This is a genomic window from Streptosporangium nanhuense (assembly GCF_059358815.1).
The window spans coordinates 487,621-508,512 of the sequence record NZ_JCADBG010000002.1 but is presented as its reverse complement, the minus strand read 5'-3'; the positions used below and the strand labels follow the sequence as shown (position 1 = coordinate 508,512).

Sequence of the window (20,892 nt, the reverse complement as noted above, 5' to 3'; positions counted from 1 at the left end):
TGAGGGCGAAAGAGGCACCGGCGGCGCTGCTCGCGGCGCTGAGGAGTGCGGATGAGTGACCTGAGGGCGAAACTGGCGCGGCTCAGCCCCGAACAGCGGGCCGCGCTGGAGGAGAGGCTGCGGCGGCAACCGCCGCCGCGGCGGCCGTCGGGCATCCCCCGGCGCGCGGACGGCGGCGGGCCGGCCCCGCTGTCGTTCGGCCAGGAGCGCCTGTGGTTCCTGCAGCAGCTGGACCCGTCCGACGCCTCGTACAACATGTTCATGGTGCAGCGGCTGCGCGGGCCCGTCTCCATCGAGGCGCTCGGGTACGCGCTCGACCGGCTGGTGGAGCGGCACGAGACCCTGCGCGCCCGCTTCACCTCGCACGAGGGCAGCCCGGTGCAGGAGATCGGGCCGCCCATTCCGGTCGAGCCCGACCTGATCGACCTCACCGGGCTGCCCGTCACCGAGCGGGAGACCCGCGCGACCGAGCTGGTCGCCGACCTCACCAACCGGCCGTTCGACCTGGCGGCCGGGCCGCTGCTGCGGGTCCACCTGATCACGATGTCGGGGACCGACCACGTGCTGTGCGTGGTGCTGCACCACATCGTGGCCGACGGCTGGTCGCTGAAGATCCTGCTGGGCGAGCTCGCCGCCTGCTACGGCGCGCACCTGGAGGGACGCGAGCCGGACCTTCCCGCGCCGGTGCTGGAGTACGCCGACTACGCGGCCTGGCAGCGCGGGCTGCTGGACGAGGATCGGGTGCGCGGCCAGCTCGACTACTGGAGCGGGCAGCTGGCCGGGGTGCCCGTGCTGGACGTCCCCGCCGACCGGCCCAGGCCGGCGGTGAAGTCGTCCAACGGCGACTACGCGGGGCGGCGGATCGGGCGGGAGCTCACCGCCCGGCTGGACCGGCTGGCCAGGGACGAGCGGTGCACCCAGTTCATGGTGCTGCTGGCCGCCTTCCAGACGCTGCTCGGCGCCCACTCCGGGCAGGACGACGTGTGCGTGGGCTCGGTGATCGCCGGGCGGGAGCGTCCCGAGCTGGAGCAGATCGTCGGGTTCTTCCCCAACACGCTCGCGCTGCGCGGCGACCTGTCGGGCGATCCGGGCTTCAGGGAGCTGCTCGGCCGTGTCAGGGCGACGGTGCTCGACGCCTTCGCACACCAGGACATCCCGTTCGAGCGGCTGCTCAACGAGCTGCGCGTCGAACGCGACCTGAGCACCACGCCGCTGTTCCAGGCGATGTTCGTGATGCAGGACAAGGAGGCTTCCGAGCTGGTCATGTCCGGCATCGAGACCGACGTGTTCGATCCGGGCGCGCGGCAGGCCAAGTTCGACCTGATGCTCGACGTGACACCTCGCTCGGACTCGCTGTACGCGCTGCTGTCCTACAACGCCGACCTGTTCGAACCGGACACGATAGCCAGGATGCTGCGCAGGTACGAGCGCGTCCTGGAGGCCGTGGCCGACGACCCCGACATCCCGCTGTCGCGGCTGCGGGCCGCGATGCTGCTGCCCGAGGACCGCCTGCCCGCCGTCACCGCGTCCCTGTCCACCTCCCTTCCCGCGCCTCTCGACTCCCCCGCCGGGGTCGTCGAGCTGTTCGAGGAGCGGGTGCGGCTGGCGCCGGACGCGGTGGCGGTCAGCCAGGGCGACCGGCGGCTGAGCTACGCCGAGCTGCGCGAGCGCGCCGCGCGGCTGGCGGCGCGGCTGTCCTCCGAGGGGGCCGGCCCCGAGACCGTGGTCGCGGTGTGCGCCCGGCGCGGTCCCGAATTGGTCGTGGCACTGCTGGCGACGGCCATGGCGGGAGGCGCCTACCTCCCGCTCGACCCCGCCTACCCGGCCGAACGCCTGCGCTGGATGCTGCGCGACAGCGGGGCCGCGCTGCTGCTGTCCCAGGACGGCCTGCCGGAGTGCGACCTGCCGACGATCTCGCTCGACGGCGTCGCGGACGCCTCCGACAGCGCTGACAGCCAGGTGACGGCGAGGCCGGGCGGGCCGGGGAACCTGGCGTACGTGATCTACACCTCCGGTTCGACCGGCACTCCCAAGGGCGTGCAGGTCGAGCGGCGGGCGCTGGACGCCCGGGTGGCCTGGATGCGCGCCGAGTACGGCATCCGGCCGCAGGACCGGGTGCTGCAGTTCGCCTCCGTGGGCTTCGACACGCACGCCGAGGAGATCTACCCGGCGCTCACCTCGGGGGCCGAGCTGGTGCTCGCCCCCGACGAGCCGCTGCCCGACTTCCTGCGGACCCCGCGGGGCGCGTCGCTCACGGTGATGGACCTGCCCACCTCCTACTGGCAGGAGCTGGTCGCCGCCCGGACCTCCTGGCCGCCCGCGCTGCGCCTGCTGATCCTGGGCGCCGACCCGCTGCCCGGACCGGCGCTCGCCACCTGGTACGAGGCCCACGGCGAGCGCGTCACCCTGGTCAACAGCTACGGGCCGACCGAGACGACGATCATCGCCACCGCCGGGGAGCTCGACCCGGCCGAGGCGTCCAGGCGTCCGACCGTGGGCCACCCGCTGTCCGCCACCCGCGTGCACGTGCTGGACGAGCACGGCGCGCGGGTGCCCGCCGGGGCGCCCGGCGAGCTGTGCGTCGGCGGTGACGGGCTCTCCCGCGGTTACCTGGGGTCGCCCGCCCTGACGGCGGAACGCTTCGTGCCCGACCCGTACGGTCCGGCCGGTTCGCGCCTGTACCGCACCGGCGACCGGGCCAGGTTCCGGCCCGACGGGCGCCTGGAGATCCTGGGCCGCCTCGACCGCCAGGTGAAGATCCGGGGCTACCGCGTGGAACCCGGTGAGATCGAGGCCCGCCTGCTGGCCCACCCGTGGGTGGGCCGGGCGACCGTGACGGTCAGGGAGGACACCCCCGGCGACCGCCGCCTGGTCGCCTATGTCGTACGGCACGAACCGGCCGCCGGCGAGCAGGTCGCCGACACCGGGGAGCTGCGGGAGTACCTCGCGGCGGAGCTGCCGCCGCACCTGGTGCCGAGTGCCGTGGTGGAGGTCGGGCGCATCCCGCTCACCCCGAGCGGGAAGGTCGACCAGGGCGCGCTGCCCGCCCCCGAGCACCGCTCGGGTGAGGGGTACCTGCCCCCGGAGACCCCCACGCAGGAGCTGGTGTGCTCGGTGTGGGCCGAGGTGCTGGGAGTGGAGCGGGTGGGGGCGCTCGACGACTTCTTCCAGCTCGGCGGCCACTCGCTGCTGGCGACCAGGACGATCGCCAGGCTCTCGGCGGCGACCGGGCTGGACGTGCCGCTGAAGCTGGCCTTCAGTCACCCCTCCGTACGAAGGCTGGCGCAGGCGCTGGACACGCTGGCCGAGACCGGTCCCGGCGCGGGCCCCGAGGCGGGGACCGGGCCGGTGCGGCGCCCGGAGGGCACGGCGCCGCCGCTGTCGTTCGCGCAGGAACGGCTCTGGTTCATGGAGCAGTTCAGCCCGGGGACCGGCGCCTACGTGCTGCCCGCGGCGGCACGGCTGCGCGGCCCGCTGGACCTCGCGGCGCTGGACGCGCGGCTGGACGCCGCCGTGACGCGGCACGAGAGCCTGCGGATGCGTTTCCCGGCCTCCCCCGACGGGCGGCCCGAGGTACGGGTCGTCCGGGCCGGGACCCCGGAGGCACGGATCGCGATCCGCGTCGTCGACACGCGCGCGGAGACGGAGGAGGTGGAGAGGGCCGGAGCGACACACGCGAAGGCCACGTACGCGGGAGCGACGCACACGGAGGCGACGCACACGGAGACTCCCCGCCCGGAGGCGACGTACACGGAGACTCCCCGCGCGGAGGCGGCGCACGCGGAGGTGGAGGCGCGGCGGATCGTCAGTGCCGACGCGGCACGCCCCTTCGACCTCGGCGACGGCCCGCTGCTCCGGGTGACCCTGGTCAGGCTCGCCCCCGCGGACCACGTGCTGCTGGTCGCCGTCCACCACATCGTGGCCGACGGCTGGTCGGCGGAGCTCCTGCTGAACGAACTGCTCGCCGGCCACGACACTCACAACGCTCAGGCCGGTCATGCCGGTCAGGCCGTTCGGCCGGAGCCGCGTGCCGGGTACGGCGACTACGCGCTGTGGCAGCGTGAGCGCCTGGCCGGGCCGCGTCTGGAACGGCACCTGGAGTTCTGGCGGGAGGAGCTGGCCGCGCTGCCCCCGCTCGACCTTCCCCTCGACCTGCCCAGGCCGGCCAGGCAGGGGCACCGGGGCGCGTGGCACGACCTGCGACTGGACGCCGGGCTCACAGGGGCGCTCGGCGAACTGGCGCGGGAACGCGGGGCGACCCTCTACATGGCGCTGCTCTCCGGGTTCCAGGCCGTGCTCTCCCGCTGGTCGGGACAGCACGACTTCGCGGTGGGCTCGCCGGTCGCCGGTCGCGACCTGGCGGAGTTCGAGGACGTGGTCGGGTTGTTCGTGAACCTGCTGCCGCTCCGGGCCCGTCTGGAGGGCGACCCCGCGTTCACCGAGCTGCTCGGCCGCACCCGCGACGCGGCCCTGGAGGTCTACGCCCACCAGGAGCTGCCGTTCGAGAAACTGGTCGCCGAGCTGGACCTGGCCAGGGACGCCACCCGCCCGCCGGTGGTGCAGGTGCTCTTCGCCCTGCAGAACTACCTGGGCGGCACGGTCCCGCCGTGGCGGTCCGCGCCCACGGCCGGGGAACACGCCGGGTCCCCGGCGGCGACCGGGGCGGCGGCCGGTCGGGCGGGAGGGCCGGTGGCCGAGCCGTTCGCGCCGGACACCACCTCGACCCGCTTCGACCTGGAGCTGTACGTCTCGGAGACCGGTGACGGCCTCGCGGCGAGGTTCGTCTACAACCGCGACCTGTTCCTGCCCGAGACCGTCGAACGGCTCGCCGCGTCCTTCGAGACGTTCCTGCGCGCGGCCGTCGCCGCTCCGGAGACCCGCGTGGGCGACCTGGAACTGCTCTCCCCCGGGGAGCGGGACCAGGTGCTGAACGGCTGGAACGCCACCGGGACCGCGTACCCGCCGGAGGAGACGCTGCACGGGCTCGTCGAGGCCCAGGCCGCGCGGACCCCCGACGCCACGGCCGTGGTCTTCGAGGGCGAGACGCTGACCTACGCCGAGCTGAACGACCGCGCCGGCCTGCTGGCCGCGCGGCTGCGCGCCGGCGTCCACCCGGCCGCGGACAGGGTGTTCGCCGTACGGGCGGAGCGTTCGCTCGACCTGCCCGTGCGGCTGCTCGCCGTGCTCAAGGCCGGCGGCGCCTACCTCCCCCTCGATCCGGGGCTGCCCGAGCGCCGGGTCGAGGCCATGCTCGCCGACGCCGGGGCCGTGGAGCTCACCGCGGCCCTGGACGCCTCGCCGGAACCCGGGGACGCGAGTCCTGCCGCGCGGGACCTGCCGGACTCGCTCGCTTACGTGATCTTCACCTCGGGGTCCACGGGGAGGCCCAAGGGCGTCGGGGTGCCGCACCGGGCGATCGTGAACCGGCTGCGCTGGATGCAGGAGACCTACGGCCTGGACGCGGGCGACGCCGTGCTCCAGAAGACCCCCGCCGGGTTCGACGTGTCGGTGTGGGAGTTCTTCTGGCCGCTGATCACCGGGGCCCGCCTGGTGCTCGCCCGGCCCGACGGCCACCGCGACACCGCCTACCTGCGCGACCTCGTCACCGAGCGGGAGATCACCACGGTCCACTTCGTCCCCTCGATGCTCGCCGCCTTCACGGCGGAGGAGCGGATCGAGGAGTGCCGCTCGCTGCGCCGGGTGATCTGCAGTGGCGAGGAGCTGACGGCCGTGGCCGCGGAGCGGCTGACCGGGCGGTTGCCCGGGGTGGAGCTGCACAACCTCTACGGCCCGACCGAGGCCGCGGTCGACGTCTCCTGGCACCGTCACACGCCGGGCGAGAAGGTCGTGCCGATCGGCCGCCCGGTGGCCAACACCCGCCTGTACGTGCTGGACGAGGCGTTGCGCCCGGTGCCGGTCGGGACGCCGGGACAGCTGTTCATCGGCGGGGTCCAGCTGGCCCGGGGCTACCTGGGCCGCCCGGCCCTCACCGCCGAACGCTTCGTCCCCGACCCCCACGGCCCGCCCGGCTCGCGCCTGTACGCCACCGGGGACCGTGCCCGGTGGCGGCCGGACGGCGAGCTCGAATACCTCGGCCGCCTGGACACCCAGGTCAAGATCCGCGGCATGCGCGTCGAACCCGGCGAGATCGAGGCCGTACTCGGCGGGCACCCGGACCTGAGCGCGGCGGCGGTCGGCGTGTGGCACGACGGCGCCGGAGCCCGGCTGGTCGGGTACGGGGTACGGCGCGAAGGGGCGCGGGGCGCCGCGGACGCCGCACACGCCGCGGATACTGCGGACGCCGTGGACGCCGTGGACGCCGATCCCCGCGAGTGGCTCAGGGGTGAGCTGCCCGAGCACATGATCCCCACCGCCTGGGTGACGCTGGACGCGCTCCCGCTCACCCCCAACGGCAAGCTCGACCGGGCCGCCCTGCCGCCACCGCCCGGCCGGGGCGACCTCCCCTGGGAGCCGCCGCGCACCGACGCGGAGCGCGCCGTCGCCCAGGTGTGGCAGGACGTGCTCGGCCTGGACAAGGTCGGCCGTCACGACGGGTTCTTCGGCGTCGGGGGCGACTCGATCCGCAGCCTCTCGGTGGTGGCCCGGCTGCGCGACCTGGGCTACGGGCTCGACCTGCAGCAGCTGTTCACCCACCAGAGCGTGGCCGAACTGGCCGGGGTGCTGCGCCCACCCGGCCACGAGCCCCCGGCGGAGGCGCGACAGGCGCCCGAACCCGCGGTCGAGGCGTTCGGCCTGCTCAATCCGGCCGACCTGGCCAAGCTAAGGAGAGACGGCCGATGATCGAGGACGCGTATCCGCTGGCCGCGCTACAGGGCGGCATGCTCTACCACAGCGAGCTCGAACCGGACAGTCCCACGTTCCACGACCTGATGACGATCACCCTGCGCGGCGAGCCGGACGTCCCCGCGCTGACCAGGGCGCTGGCCGAGGTCGCGGCCCGGCACCCGGTGCTGCGCACCTCGTTCGACCTGACCGGGTTCAGCGAGCCGCTCCAGCTCGTCCACGACACGGTGACCATACCCCTGGAGGTCGCCGACCTGCGGGAGAACACGGAGAACGCGGAGAACGCGGAGAACGCGGACGGGAGGGGATCGCGGGAACGGCTCGCGGCGTGGCGGGAGAAGGAGAAGCACACCGGGTTCGACTGGTCGTCCCCGCCGCTGCTGCGGGTCCACGTCCACGTCCTGGACGGCGACGAGTTCGCCCTCAGCCTCAGCTTCCACCACGCGCTCCTCGACGGCTGGAGCGTCGCCACGCTGGTCACCGAGATCCTGCACCGCTACGCCGCCCCTCCGGGGACCGCTCCCCTCACGCCGCCGCCGGCCCGGTTCCGGGACATGGTGGCGGCCGAGCGGTCGGCGACGGCCTCGGCGGAGACCAGGGAGTTCTGGCGGGAGCGGGTCACCGACGCCCCGGAGAGCCGGCTGCCCCGGCTGCCCGGGTTCCCCGTCGACGGGCCGCGTGACGTCACGGTGCTGGCCATGCCCGTGCCGCGCGAGACGGTGGACACCCTCGAACGGGAGAGCCGCGAGCTGCGGGTTCCCCTGCGCACGATCCTGCTGACGGCGCACCTGCGGGCGCTGGGCCTGGTCACCGGCGAGCGCGAGGTGATGACCGGCGTCCTCAGCCACAGCAGGCCGGAGAACGAGGGCGGCGGCGAGGTCCTCGGATTGTTCCTCAACTCGCTGCCGATCCGGGTGCGCCTGGACGCCGCGAGCCGCGCCGACCTGGTGCGGCGGGTGTTCGACGCCGAGATCTCCGCCGTCCCGCACCGGAGCTACCCGCTGTTCGAGATCCAGCGGGCCGCGGGCCGCTCGCCGCTGCTGGACACGTTGTTCGACTTCAGGGACTTCCACGTGTACGGCGGGCTGCCCGGCGGGGGCGCGGCGATCACCGGGCAGGAGTTCTTCGAGCAGACCGACATGCCGTGCACGGTGGCCTTCGTCCGGGTGCCCGGCGGCGGGCTGACCCTCACGATCTCCTACGACCGCACCCAGTTCCCCCGCGACCAGATCGAGGCCCTCGCCGGCCGGGTGCTCGCAGCCCTGACCGGCGAGCCGGGCCTCGGCGAGGCGGAGACCGAGGCGATCACCCGGTGGAACGCCACCGGCCGCGACCATCCGGGCGGCACCCTGCACGGGCTGATCCTCGCCCGGGCCGCCCTGACGCCCGACGCGCCCGCGGTCGGGTTCGAGGGGACGTGGATCACCTACCGGGAGCTGGCCGCCCGGGCCGTCGCGATCGCGGTGGAGCTGCGCGCGGCGGGGGTGGGGCGCGACCAGCCGGTCGGCGTCTACCTCGAACGGAGCACGGACCTTCCCGTCGCCCTGCTCGGCATCCTCGCCGCCGGAGGCGCCTACCTGCCGCTCGAACCCGGCCATCCGGCCGAGCGCCTGCGGACCATGCTCTCCGACGCCGGGGCCGGCGTGCTGCTCACGTCCGCGGCCCTGGCCGACCAGGCTCCGCGGGCCGAGCGCACGGTGCTGCTGCCGTCCGGCCCGCCCGCACCCGCCGGTCCGGACAGCCTGAGCCCGCCGGACAGCCTGGGCCCGCCGGACGCCCTGAGCGCGCCGGACGGTCCGGGCCACGAGGACGCGCTGGCCTATGTGATCTTCACGTCGGGGTCGACCGGGCGGCCGAAGGGCGTCGGGGTGTCGCACCGCGCGATCGTCAACCGGTTGCACTGGATGCAGGCGGACCACGCCATCACCCCGGCCGACCGGGTCCTGCACAAGACCCCGATCTCGTTCGACATCTCGGTGTGGGAGCTGTTCTGGCCGCTGGTCACGGGGGCCGGGCTGGTGGTCGCCAAACCCGGCGGCCACTACGAGCCCTCCTACCTCGCCAGGCTGATCGTCTCCGAACGGATCACCACCGCCCACTTCGTCCCCTCCATGCTGGACCCCTTCCTCGACACGCCCGAGCTCGCCACGGGTGAGCTGCGCAGGGTCGTCTGCTCGGGCGAGGCGCTCCCCGCCGACCTGGTGCGGCGCTTCGCCGAACGGCTGCCGCAGGTGGAGCTGCACAACCTCTACGGTCCGACCGAGACGGCCGTGGAGGTCTCGACGCACCGGTGCGACCCGGCCGAGCAGGTGGTCCCGATCGGCCGGCCGGGTGACAACACCCGGCTGGAGGTGCTCGACGACCGGTTCGAGCGGGCCCCGGTGGGCACCCGGGGGCAGCTGTTCATCGGCGGGGTCCAGCTGGCCCGGGGCTACCTGGGCCGCCCGGCCCTCACCGCCGAGCGCTTCGTCCCCGACCCCTACGGCCCGCCCGGCTCGCGCCTGTACGCCACCGGGGACCAGGCCAGGTGGCGGCCGGACGGCGAGATCGAGTATCTCGGCCGCCTCGACACTCAGATCAAGATCCGCGGCATGCGCGTCGAGCTCGGCGAGATCGAGGCCGCCCTGCTCGACCAGCCCGAGGTCCGCGCCGCGGCGGTCGTCGCCGACGGCGAGCGCCTGATCGGGTACGTCGTCACCGGCGGTGCCACCGGCAGGGCCGCTGACGGTGCCACCGGCGACGTAACCGCTGGTGCCACCGGCGACGTCACCGACGGTGCCGTCGGCGACGCCTCGATCGACTGGCGGGCGCGACTGCGCGTCAGGGTTCCCGAGCACATGATCCCGTCGGCGTGGGTGACGCTGGACGCCCTGCCTGTCACCCCCAACGGCAAGCTCGACCGCGCCGCCCTTCCCGCCCCCGGCCGGACGGGCGCGGACGAGTTCCGGGTGCCGCCGAGGGACCCGGTCGAGGGACGGGTCGCGGCGATCTGGGAGGAGCTGTTCGACGTCCCCATGGTCGGGGTGTTCGACGACTTCTTCGACCTGGGCGGGCACTCGCTGCTGGCGCTCCGGCTGGCCGTGCGGATCAGGCAGGAGTTCGGCAGGGAACTGCCGGTGGCGACCGTGCTGGCCTCGCCGACCGTGGCGGGCCTGGCGGACGTGCTGCGCCGCCCGGAGGACCTGGGCGAGCAGCGGGTGGTGACGCTCAACGCGGACGGCGACCGTACCCCGATCGTCCTGGTGCACGCCCTGGGCGGGCAGGTCTTCCGCTACCACCCGATGGCCCGCAGGCTCGGCCCCGACCAGCCCGTCTACGCGATCGCGGCCAGCGGCCTGGCGCCCGGCGAGGACCCGCACACCACGATGGCCGACATGGTCGAGGACTACGTCGACCGGCTGCGCGCCGTCCGTCCCAGCGGGCCGTACGTCCTGGGCGGGTTCTGCATCGGCGGGAACATCGCGATGGAGATGGCCAGGCGGCTGCGTGACCTCGGCGAGGAGGTCCCGCTGCTGGTGCTGTTCTACTCCGACGCGGACGAGCCGGTGATCACCAGCTCGCTGGAGGACGACGCCTCGCTCATGACCCACGCGCTGGCGGGAGGACCGCTGGAGGTGGACACCGCGGAGTTCGCCTGCCTCGACCCCGAGGAGATGCTGATGGCGGTCATCGCCGCCGCCGGGCGGGAGCAGCGGCTGGCGCCCGACACCGCCGACGTCGAGCAGGCCCGGCGTTTCCTTCGGGTGTTCCGGGCCAACGCCCACGCGGTCGGCCGCTACCGGCACGAACCGTACGACGGTGACGTGGCGCTGTTCGCCCCCGCCGGTGACCGGCCCGATCTGGGCTGGAACGGCGTGGTCAAGGGGAACCTCGCGATCGAGGCGATCCCCGGCGAGCGCGTGGTCATCCTGTTCGAACCCCTGGTCGCCGAGGCGGCCGCCAAGCTGAGGAGTTGGATCGACCATGGCGTCACCGGACACTGAGAGCCCCAAGAGCGCGGGGCCGCCACAGGGCACCGGGAGCACCGGGAACGGCGCGACGGCCGGAGCGCCCGGGAACGGCGAGCCCGCCGCGGGCCCCGAGGTCCTCGACGTCCCCCAGGACGCCCCGGTCGCCGGGAACCCGAAAACCCCCGTGGGCCCCGAGACCTCCGAGGGCCCCGGAGGACCCGGGGGGCCCGGGGGGCCCGGGGAGTCCGGGGACCCCGGCGCCCCCGGGGGCGAGAAGCGGCCCGAGGGGGCCGGCGACGACGACGGCCTGTGGCGCAACCAGGACTTCCTGCGGCTGTGGACCGGCCAGACCCTCTCCCAGTTCGGCTCGCAGATCTCGTACGTGGCGATCCCGCTGATCGCCGTCGTGACGCTGGGCGCGAGCGCGACGGAGATGGGCGTCCTCGGGGCGCTGATCCGGCTGCCGATGCTGGGCTTCCTGCTGTTCGGCGTCTACATCGACCGGATGCGCAAGCGGCCCGTGCTGATCTGGTCGGACCTGGGCCGGGCCGCGGTGCTGGCCCTGGTGCCGCTGCTGTACGTGATGGACAGCCTCACCCTCGGGGTGCTGTACGCGGTCGTGTTCGTCCTGAGCCTGCTGTCGGTGCTGTTCCAGGTCGCGTACCGCTCCTACTTCCCGTCGCTGGTCCCGCTGCGGCACCTGGGTGACGGCAACGGCAAGCTGCAGCTGAGCGAGTCGCTGGCGCAGACCGCCGGTCCCGGTGCGGCGGCGGCGCTGATCAAGGTGGTCGCCGCGCCGCTGCTGATCATGATCGACGTGCTCTCCTACCTGTTCTCCGCGATCGCCATCCTCCTCATCCGCAAGCGCGAGGAGGTGCCCGCCCCGGACGACGAGACGGCCGTGAGCGTGCACCGGGCGATCTGGGCGGGCTTCCGGTGGGTGATGGACCAGCCGATGATCCGGCCGCTGGCCATCGCGAGCGGGCTGTACTCGTTCTTCGTCATGGGCGCCATGCAGTCGATCTACGTGCTGTTCCTGCTGCGGGGCGGGCCCAACCTGCCGGTGGAGTGGGTGGGCATCGTGATGGCGACCGGCGGCGTCGGCGCCATCCTCGGCGCGACCCTGTCGGTGCGGACCATGCGCCGCATGGGGATCGGCCCGACGCTGCTGTGGAGCACGATCATCGGCAACTGCGCGCTGCTGCTGGTCCCGTTCTCGTCGGGACCGGTCTGGCTGGCCGCCGGGATGCTCGGCCTCTCCCAGTTCGTCGTCTGGGCGAGCAACCAGGTGTTCTTCGTCAGCAACATGACCCTGGTGCAGTCGATCACCCCGCCGCACCTGCAGGCCAGGGTGATCGGCACGATCTACTCGCTCGGGCTGATCCCGGCCCCGCTCGGCGCCCTGGGCGCGGGCCTGCTCGGCGAGACCCTCGGCCTGCGCCCGGCCATCCTGCTCGCGGTGATCGCCGGGGCCATCCTGCCGATCCTGCTGCTGGTCTTCTCCCCGATCCCGAAGGTGAAGGAGATCCCCGGCACCTGAGCGGTCGCGCGACCGGTGCCCGTCCCCGGCCCTGCCAGGGACGGGGACGGGCACCGGCGCGGAGGAGGAAGATGGTAGGCCGGGCGGCAGCGGGCACGATCGAGGGAGGCCCCGCGTGGCCGTCCGGCTCGATCGCGACGGCTCGTGTCGCCCCCATCCCGCTCCCATCCGGTAGGAGAACAATGACCACACTCGCCGACAGGACCATCGCGGCCCTGCGTACCACCCACGACGAGCTGGCGCCCTTCGTCCGGGAGCTGGACACCGCCGGCCTGACCCGCCCCTCCGGCTGTTCGGAGTGGACCGTCGCCCAGGTGCTCAGCCACCTCGGCAGCGGCGCCGAGATCGGCCTGGCGACGCTGCGCGCGGCCCAGGACGGCCGGGAAACTCCCGGCCAGGACTTCAACCATTCGGTATGGGACCGCTGGAACGCGAAGGAGCCCAAGGAGCAGGCCGAGGACTTCCTCGCCGCCGACGCCGACATCGTCGCGGCATTCGAGAGCCTCGACGCCGACGCCCGTGAGCGGCTGCGGGTCAAGCTGGGATTCCTCCCCCGGCCCGGCGGCGTCGCGCTGGTGGGCGGGATGCGCCTGAACGAGGCCGCCCTGCACTCCTGGGACGTCAGGGTCGCCTTCGACCCCAAGGCCACCGTCGGGCGTGACGCCGCCGGGGTGCTGACCGACCTGTACGCCGGGCCGCTCGATTTCCTGATCGGTTTCCTCGGCAGGCCGGACGAGCTGGACCCGCGCCTGGCCACGACCCTCCGGGTCGAGACGACCGGCCCCGAGCGCGTCCTGGGGCTCACCCTCGGGGAGACCGTCGGCTTCAGCGAGGTGCCGGACCCGGCCGACGTCACCCTGTCACTTCCCGGCGAGGCCTGGTCGCGCCTCCTCAGCGGCAGGCTGGCCCCCGAGCACACCCCGCCGTCGGTGACCGTCACCGGCGACGGCGTCACCCTGGACGACCTCCGCCGGGTGTTCCCCGGCCTCTGACGGCCACCCCGCACGGCCCGGCCGCACGAACGGCGACGATCAGTACACGTCGCGGACGTATCGCCTGCTGGTGGCCAGGTGCTTGACGTACACGGTGGCCTCGTCGTCGCCGAGACCACCGTGGACGGTGGCGATCTCGCGCAGGGTCCGGTCGACGTCCTTGGCCATCCGGCTGGCGTCGCCGCAGACGTACAGGTGGGCGCCGTCCTGGAGCCACGACCAGAGCTTGACGCCGTGCTCGCGCATCCGGTCCTGGACGTAGACCTTGGCGCGCTGGTCGCGGGAGAAGGCGAGGTCCAGCCGGGTCAGCAGCCCGTCCTGGTAGAAATCGTTGAGCTCGTCGCGGTAGTAGAAGTCGGTGGAACGCCGCTGCTCGCCGAAGAAGAGCCAGTTGCGGCCGGAGTGGCCCAGGGCCCGGCGCTCGTCCATGAAACCGAGGAAGGGCGCGACGCCCGTACCCGGGCCGATCATTATCATCGGGGTGGCCGGATCGGCCGGAGGGCGGAAGTGCCTGTTGCGCTGGACGAAGACGGGCACGCGGGCGCGCTCCGGGCTGTCCGCGAGGAAGGACGAGCACACTCCCTTGCGCGCCGTGCCGCGCGGGTTGTCGAAGCGGACGACCGAGACCGTCAGGCGCACCCGATGGGGGTCGACCAGCGGGCTGGAGGAGATGGAGTACAGGCGTGGCCGCAGGCGTTTGAGGACGTCGGCCCACTCCTGGGCCGTGGCCCGGACGCGAAGCTCGCCGACCACGTCGACGGCCTGCCGGCCCCAGGTCCACTTGGCCAGCTCTCCCCCGTTGCCCGAACGCAGGAACCGGGTGAGGTCGCGGTCGCGGGTACGTTCGGCGACGAACCTGAGCAGGCCGGAGGTGATCTTCGTGATCTCCAGGTGGCCTCGCAACGCCTCGCCGAACGGGAAGGAGCCGAGGCCGGGGATCTCGACGTCCTCGGCGGGGTCGAGACCGGTCACGGCGAGCCATTCGGCGACCAGTCCGGCGCTGTTGACCGGCATCACCCCGAGCGCGTCACCGGCCCGGTAGTCCAGCTCGCCACCGGTGTCGAAGGTGAACTGCCGCACCTCCTTGGCCGACCCGGGCAGGCTGAGCAGCCGGTTACCGGCCAGGGGGGCGTGGAAGGGCGCGGCCCTGCCGGACCCGGTCTCCGGCTCGGGGTCCGAGGACGTCGTCCCGGGGCTCGGCGCCGACGCGGAGCCCCGGGACGACGTCGGCTCAGGAGCCGGGCGCGGCGGGCTCGCTGGAGAAGGCGAGGAAGGTGAGCCAGGGCCCGGGCGCGGCGGGCCCGCCGGAGAAGGCGAGGAAAGTGAGGAAGGCGGGGAGGACGGGGCCGTCGAGGGAGGGGGCTCGGCGAGGGTGGTGAGCAGGTGATCGAGCCACCCCAGGGCCCGCGAGTGGTCGTCGGGCTCGCAGTCCACGCGGGGTGCCAGGCGCAGGGCGCCCAGCTCCTCCAGGCGCTGGTCGAGCCGTCGCCCGTGGCCGCAGAAGTCGTCGTAGCTGGAGTCGCCGAAGGCGAGGACTGCGTAGCGCACGCCGTCGAGCCGGGGCGCGCCGGACCCGATGAGGGCCTCCCAGAACCCGACGCCGTTGTCGGGCGCCTCGCCGTCGCCGAAGGTGCTGGAGATGACGAGCAGGTCCGCGCCACGGGGAATGCTGTCCGGGGCGCAGTCGGCCATGCTGACCAGCCGGGTGGCCCGTCCCGCGCCGGTCAGCCGGTCGACGCTGGCGGCGGCGAACTCCTCGGCGTTCCCGGTCTGGGAGGCCCACAGGACGACGATGTCGCGCGCCGGCGGCACCGGATCGCCGGCCGCCCGCCGGGGCGGCGGCGCGAGGGTCCGGGAGAACATGCCGGCCAGCACCCCGTTGATCCACAGCGCGTGAGCGGGATCGACGGGCGCGTGCTCCGGCAGGACCGGCACGACCGCGCCGTTGAGAGCCGTACCGCTGAGAGCGGACGCCGTACCGTCCGGAGCGGGCGACGAGCCGTCGAGAACGGACGCCGAGCTGTCCAGGGCGGACAGGAAACCGGCCATGTAGCGGCGCTCGTGGTCGGCGAGCACCGGCGGCGTCAGGTCGGCCACCCCGAGCAGACCGGCCAGCGCGGCCAGCGCGGCGACCCGGGCGGGCGGGGCGGCCCCCGGCACCGCCCCCGCGTGCCCGGAGACCACGTCTCCCGGAACCACGGGGAACCCCGCCGTACCGGCGTGCTCGGGAGGCGCCGAAAATGCCGAGGACGCCGAGGACGCCGGAGATACGGGGGACGCCTCGGAGACGACGACCTTGGTGAGCGAGACCGCGCAGACCTTGAACTCGGGCTGGAAGGAGACGGGGTCGACGGCGTCGCTGGTGACCGCGTTGACGCTCAGGTACTCGCCGAACAGGTCGTTCCAGTGGAACGGCGCGAAGCAGTTGCCCGGCATGACCCGGTCGGTCAGGCGGGCGGGCAGCACGGCCCTGCCGCGCCGGGAGGCGATCTCCACCAGGTCGCCCTCGCCGATCCCGTGCTCGGCCGCGTCCCCGGGGTGGATCTCGACGAAGGGCCCGGGGTTGAGCTTGTTGAGCTTGGCGACCCTTCCCGTCTTGGTCAGGGTGTGCCACTGGTGCTGCAGCCGTCCGGTGTTGAGGACGAAAGGGTAGGCGTCGTCGGGCAGCTCGGCGGGAGGCAGGTGCGGGCGGGGGAAGAAGGCGGCCCGGCCGCTAGCGGTGGCGAAGGCGAGGCGCGGGCGGCTGCCGTCGGGCCGGGTGAGCGTCGCCTGGCTGGTGCCGTCGTTCAGGTAGCGGACGGGGTTGCGGTCACCGCCTCCCGGCGCGCTCGGCCACTGGACGGGGGTCTCGCGCAGCCGCTCGTAGGTGACGCCCCGCAGGTCGTAGCCCGTCTTGGGATTCCACGCCCGTTTGATCTCCTCGAACACCTCCTCCGCGCTGCCGTACGAGAAGGCGTCCTCGAAGCCCATCTCGCAGGCGACGCGGGCGATGATCAGCCAGTCGGGCAGCGCCTGTCCCGGCGGTTCCACGGCCTGCCGCAGCAGGGTGAGGTTCCGCTCGGAGTTGACCATCACGCCCTCGGTCTCGGCCCACATGGCGCCGGGCAGGACCACGTCGGCGTAGGCGTTGGTCTCGGTGGCGGCGAAGACGTCCTGGGTGACGACGAACTCGGCGGCCTCAAGGCCCGCGATGACGGTCCGGCGGTTGGCGACGCTGGCGACCGGGTTGGTGCAGATGATCCAGCACGCCTTGATCTCGCCCTCGGCCATCCGCGAGAACATCTCGACGGTCCCCTGGCCCACCTCGGTGCGCAGGGTGCCGGGCGGCAGGTTCCACAGCTCCTCGGTGAAGAGGCGGTCCTCCTCCACCAGCACCGAACGCTGTCCGGGCAGGCCGGGCCCCATGTAGCCCATCTCGCGCCCGCCCATGGCGTTGGGCTGGCCGGTCAGGGAGAACGGGCCGCTGCCGGGGCGGCAGATCGCGCCGGTGGCCAGGTGCAGGTTGCACAGCGCGTTGGTGTTCCAGGTGCCGTGCGTGCTCTGGTTGAGCCCCATCGTCCAGCAGCTCATCCACTCCCCCGCCGCGCCGATCCACCCGGCCGCCCGGCGCAGGTCGTCCTCGGGGACGCCGGTGAGCGCGGCGACCGTCTCGGGCGGGTAGTCCCGCAGGAAGTCCGGCATCGCCTCCCAGCCGTCGGTGTGCCGCTCGACGAACTCGTGGTCGACGTGGCCGCCCTCGACCAGCAGGTGCAGCAGCCCGTTGAGCAGGGCGAGGTCTGTGCCCGGCCTGACCTGAAGGAACAGGTCGGCCTTGTCGGCGGTCGCGGTGCGGCGGGGATCGACCACGATGAGTTTGGCCCCGGCCTTGACCCGGTCCATCATCCGCAGGAACAGGATCGGGTGGCAGTCGGCCATGTTCGAGCCGATCACGAGGAACAGGTCGGCGCGGTCGAAGTCCTCGTAGGAGCCGGGCGGGCCGTCCGACCCGAGTGACAGCTTGTAGCCGCTGCCCGCGCTGGCCATGCACAGCCGGGAGTTGGACTCGATCTGGTTGGTGCCGACGAAGCCCTTGGCGAGCTTGTTGACCAGGTACTGCGCCTCCAGCGTCATCTGGCCGGACACGTAGAACGACAGCGCGTCCGGCCCGTGCTCGTCCAGGATCCCCCGCAGCCTGCGGGCGGTCTCACTGATCGCCGCGTCCACGCTCGCCGCTACGGACTCGGCTCCCCGGTCCGGCCTGACCAGGCCGCCTTCGAGACGCCCCGGGGCGGCGAGCATGTCCGCGGTGGTGACTCCCTTGGTGCACAGCCGACCGGCGTTGGCCGGGTGGCTCTTGTCGCCGGACGCCTTGACGACCCGGCGCCGCCCGTCCACCTCCAGCACGATCCCGCAGCCGACACCGCAGTACGAGCAGACCGTCTTCACTTTTTCTGACGCCGTCATAGGTCCCTTCCCCTGAAGCAGGGGCCCGTGACACCCTCCGCCGGACAGCGGGGACACCGAAGCCGCATCGGGCGGATCCAACGACGGAAACATAAGAAACACGCGTTACGTGGACGTCACAGATGCCCGCGCCCGGCTGTTACATCCACCTAACCGCCGATCTCCCCCGGCCACGCGCGGCTCTTCTCGCCGTGCTCCCTGAGCACACCGGCGCGTCGTCCCGAGCGTGACGGGCGGGCCAAGACCGTGGTTCAGGCCCCCCTGGGAGCGCCGTCCGCCGACCCGGACCCCCCGAAGGCGAGATACCGGCGGAAGGCTTCCTGACCGTCCGGGACGAACAGCCGCCTCTCAACGGATCGTCGCAGCTCGGCACCTGTCAGCCAGCCGTGCCAGGCGATCTCCGCGGGATCGGGGGCGACCTCGCCGGGGATCACGGCTTCGTGCACCCCGAGCCAGTACGGGCTGATCGCGCCATGGCACCGGAACGTGAACAAGAGTCGCACGGGCACGCTGACGCCCAGTTCCTCGGTCAACTCTCTGGCCGCCGCCGCAGGATAGGACTCACCCACCTCCACCGCCCCGCCGAACATCACATCGAAGTGTCCCGGGAAGCGCCGCGCCTCTCCTGGACGCCGGTACACCAGGAAGCGGCCCTGAGGGTCCCTGCAGACGGTCGTGGCGATCCGGTGCAACCACCCCCGCCGAACGGCCTGCCCCCGCTCCACGACCCCGACGACCCGATCCTGATCATCCACGCGCTCGACGAGTTCAGCCACGCGGACCACTATCCCAAAGGCCCCCGGCGCGCCCGCCACCTCTATCTCGCCTCCGAAGCGACATGCCCAAGGGCCAGGCCGCCGAAGTACGTCGAACGCCATGACGTGGTGGCCGAGCGCCGGTGATCGGCGAACGATGCCCGTCCTGGGCACCGTGACCGCCCCGTTCCGGGAAAGGACCCTCCAGCGGTGGAACACCGTCTGTTGAATGCTGTACGGACTGCTGACCGCGGTCGTCGTGGCCCCCGACCGCCCGGTGAAAGCAAGGCCTGGCCCCTGGCCCTGCTGGGCGTCCTGGCCGCCTGCTACGCGATCGTCAGGAGATATCCCGGCAACCGGGTGCCGCAGCCGTACACCTATCTGTAGGTGCTCATCCTGTCGCTGAGTGGCCCGGCCTACCTCCGCGACATGAAGGCTCTCCGCCCCCGAGCGTGTCCCCAGCCGCCAGGCAGGTCTCGTGACGCATGACCTCTTACCGGCCTGCGCCTTCGTCCGCCGGATCCCCGCCGCCGCCCAGGTCTGTTGACGGCGGCGGGGTCTTGGCAGGTCAGCTCACCAGGTCCGCCACCAGTTCCAGCTGTTCCATCCGGAGCCTGAGGGTCGGGGTGACCAGGCCGACGACCAGGGAGGTCGCGCCCGCCTCGCGGTAGGCGGCGACGCGTTCGCGGAGCTTGCCGGGCGGCCCGCACATCGTCATCGCGTCGACCAGGCCGTCGGGCAGCAGCGACATCGCCTCGCCCTGGCGCCCGCCCAGGAACGCCTCCTGGATCGCCTCCGCCTCCTTCTCGAAGCCCAGGGAGCGGGCCAGGCGGTTGTAGAAGTTGGTACGGCGCGAGCCCATGCCGCCCAGATAGAGGGCGAGCATGGGCCGCATCATGTCGTAGGCCAGTTCCTCGTCGTCGTCGACGAGGGTGAGGATCATCGGCGCGACGTCGAAGCCGTCCAGGCTGCGGCCCGCCCGTGCCGCGCCCGCGCGCAGGTGGGCCGTGCGCTCGGCCAGGTGCTCGGGCGGGAAGTGGATCGCGAGCCAGCCGTCGGCCAGCTCCCCGGCGAGCGCGGTCGTCTCCGGGCCCATCGCGCCGAGATAGACGGGAAGGTGCTTCTGGACCGGGGAGACGCCCAGGGACAGCTCCTTGCCCTGCCCGCCGGGGAGCGGCAGCGTCATGGTCTGTCCCGAGTAGCTCACCGGGCGCCCGGCCAGGGCGAGCCGCAGCACCGACAGGTAGTCGCGGGCGCGGGCCACCGGCCGGTCGAAGCGCTCCCCGTGCCAGCCCTCCACCACCTGCGGCCCCGACACGCCCACGCCCAACCGGGCCCGTCCGCCGGAGACCTGGTCGATGGTGGCGGCCGTCATCGCCGCCACCACGGGCTTGCGGCCCGACATCTGCAGCACCCCGGTGCCCAGCGCGATGCGCTCGGTCCGGCCCGCGATCCACGCCATCAGGCTCGCCGGGTCGGTGCCGTACGTCTCGGCGGCCCACACCGACTCGTAGCCCAGCCTCTCGGCCTCGCGGACCAGGGCGAGGTGGTCGGCGGGACCGAGCCCGGCGCCGCCCCAGTAGCTCATGCTGTAACCGAGACGCATCCGATCTCCTCTGCGATGACGGTGGCGAGCAGGTCGGGGGTCTCCTCGGCCAGCCAGTGCGATGCGTCGAGCTCGCGCATCGACGGCCGTGCGACGCTCTGCCTGCGCCAGCCGAGCAGCCCGCCGCGCGACATGGAGCCGTCGCGGCTGCCGTACAGGACGGTGATGGGCACGGGCAGCGGCGGCCCCTGCCTGTGCCGGTACCGGGCGAGCATCCCGAAGTCGGCGCGCAGGGCCGGTTCGAGGATCGGCCGAAGCACCTCGCGCTCGGCCACCTCCGCCGGTACGCCGCCCAGCTCGATCAGCTGGTCCCAGAACAGCCACGACGGCAGGGACGGCAGCCTGCGCAGCAGGAGCGTGACGTCCGGCGCGGCGAAGGACCCCACGAGCAGTCTTTCCGGCCACCGCCCCCCGGAGCCGTCCGGAAGTCCGGCCCCGTCCGGGGCGAGTTCGGTCAGGCGGCGGCAGACCAGGTAGGCGAGCAGCGCGCCGCTGCAGTAGCCGAACAGCGCGTACGGCTCGCGGGCGGTCGCCAGCAGGTCGCGGGCCAGGTCGTCGACGAGCGCGTCGAGGTCCTCGACCGGCGGCTCGGCCAGCCTGGCCTGGCGGCCGGGGAGGTTCACCGCCCACACGTCCACCTCGTCGGGGAACCGCTCGGCCAGGTCGGTGAGCGAGGCGGGGCCGCTGCCCGCGTTGGGGAAGGTGTACAGGCGGATCCGGCCCCCCGGCCGCTCCCCCACCGGTACGAACCACGGCGCGGTCATCTGGGTCCTTCCAGCGCGGGGACGTCGGGGGTGGGCTC

General features: G+C 73.3%; 10 protein-coding genes. 6 read left to right on the top strand and 4 right to left on the bottom strand.

The genetic code is table 11. The features are described 5' to 3' along the window. Positions 1 to 51 precede the first annotated feature (51 nt). The 4 genes from AC5L38_RS07085 (at position 52) to AC5L38_RS07070 (ending at position 13,286) form a co-directional block, all read left to right on the top strand. Entirely contained in the window at positions 52 to 6,801 is a 6,750-nt protein-coding gene (locus AC5L38_RS07085; RefSeq protein ID WP_495241929.1) for an amino acid adenylation domain-containing protein, read from the top strand. Then, positions 6,798 to 10,787, top strand: coding sequence for an amino acid adenylation domain-containing protein (locus tag AC5L38_RS07080; RefSeq protein WP_495241928.1), 3,990 nt, complete (start codon positions 6,798 to 6,800; stop codon positions 10,785 to 10,787). The genes AC5L38_RS07085 and AC5L38_RS07080 overlap by 4 nt, the downstream gene beginning before the upstream one ends. Then, positions 10,768 to 12,294 (top strand): MFS transporter, encoded by a 1,527-nt coding sequence (locus tag AC5L38_RS07075; protein ID WP_495241927.1) that lies wholly within the window; start codon positions 10,768 to 10,770, stop codon positions 12,292 to 12,294. Before AC5L38_RS07080 ends, AC5L38_RS07075 begins: the two co-directional genes overlap by 20 nt. A 182-nt stretch (positions 12,295 to 12,476) precedes the next feature. Further along, positions 12,477 to 13,286, top strand: a complete 810-nt coding sequence (locus tag AC5L38_RS07070; RefSeq protein WP_495241926.1) for a maleylpyruvate isomerase family mycothiol-dependent enzyme — start codon at positions 12,477 to 12,479, stop codon at positions 13,284 to 13,286. A 39-nt stretch (positions 13,287 to 13,325) separates the two neighbouring features. Here the strand turns inward: AC5L38_RS07070 and AC5L38_RS07065 are convergent, their stop codons facing one another. Then, a complete protein-coding gene (locus AC5L38_RS07065) occupies positions 13,326 to 17,729 on the bottom strand; it encodes a bifunctional nitrate reductase/sulfite reductase flavoprotein subunit alpha (protein ID WP_495241925.1) in 4,404 nt (1,467 codons plus the stop codon). A 251-nt stretch (positions 17,730 to 17,980) separates the two neighbouring features. Further along, positions 17,981 to 18,370 carry an NUDIX domain-containing protein gene (locus AC5L38_RS07060; RefSeq protein WP_495242080.1) on the bottom strand — a complete coding sequence of 130 codons (390 nt, stop codon included), beginning with the start codon at positions 18,368 to 18,370 and terminating at the stop codon, positions 17,981 to 17,983. A 45-nt stretch (positions 18,371 to 18,415) separates the two neighbouring features. On the opposite strand from AC5L38_RS07060, the gene AC5L38_RS07055 reads away from it, so the two are divergent. Together AC5L38_RS07055 and AC5L38_RS07050 are read left to right on the top strand one after the other, a co-directional pair. Further along, complete coding sequence (locus tag AC5L38_RS07055) at positions 18,416 to 18,631, top strand: hypothetical protein (RefSeq protein WP_495242086.1); 216 nt, start codon at positions 18,416 to 18,418, stop codon at positions 18,629 to 18,631. Between the two features lie 63 nt (positions 18,632 to 18,694). Next, positions 18,695 to 18,871 carry a hypothetical protein gene (locus AC5L38_RS07050; protein ID WP_495241924.1) on the top strand — a complete coding sequence of 59 codons (177 nt, stop codon included), beginning with the start codon at positions 18,695 to 18,697 and terminating at the stop codon, positions 18,869 to 18,871. 181 nt (positions 18,872 to 19,052) lie between these two features. Here the strand turns inward: AC5L38_RS07050 and AC5L38_RS07045 are convergent, their stop codons facing one another. Together AC5L38_RS07045 and AC5L38_RS07040 are read right to left on the bottom strand one after the other, a co-directional pair. Next, a complete protein-coding gene (locus tag AC5L38_RS07045; RefSeq protein ID WP_495241923.1) occupies positions 19,053 to 20,090 on the bottom strand; it encodes an LLM class F420-dependent oxidoreductase in 1,038 nt (345 codons plus the stop codon). After that, the gene (locus AC5L38_RS07040) at positions 20,069 to 20,854 is read right to left on the bottom strand and encodes a thioesterase II family protein (protein WP_495241922.1); all 786 of its coding nucleotides are present in this window, start codon (positions 20,852 to 20,854) and stop codon (positions 20,069 to 20,071) included. Before AC5L38_RS07040 ends, AC5L38_RS07045 begins: the two co-directional genes overlap by 22 nt. Positions 20,855 to 20,892 lie beyond the last annotated feature (38 nt).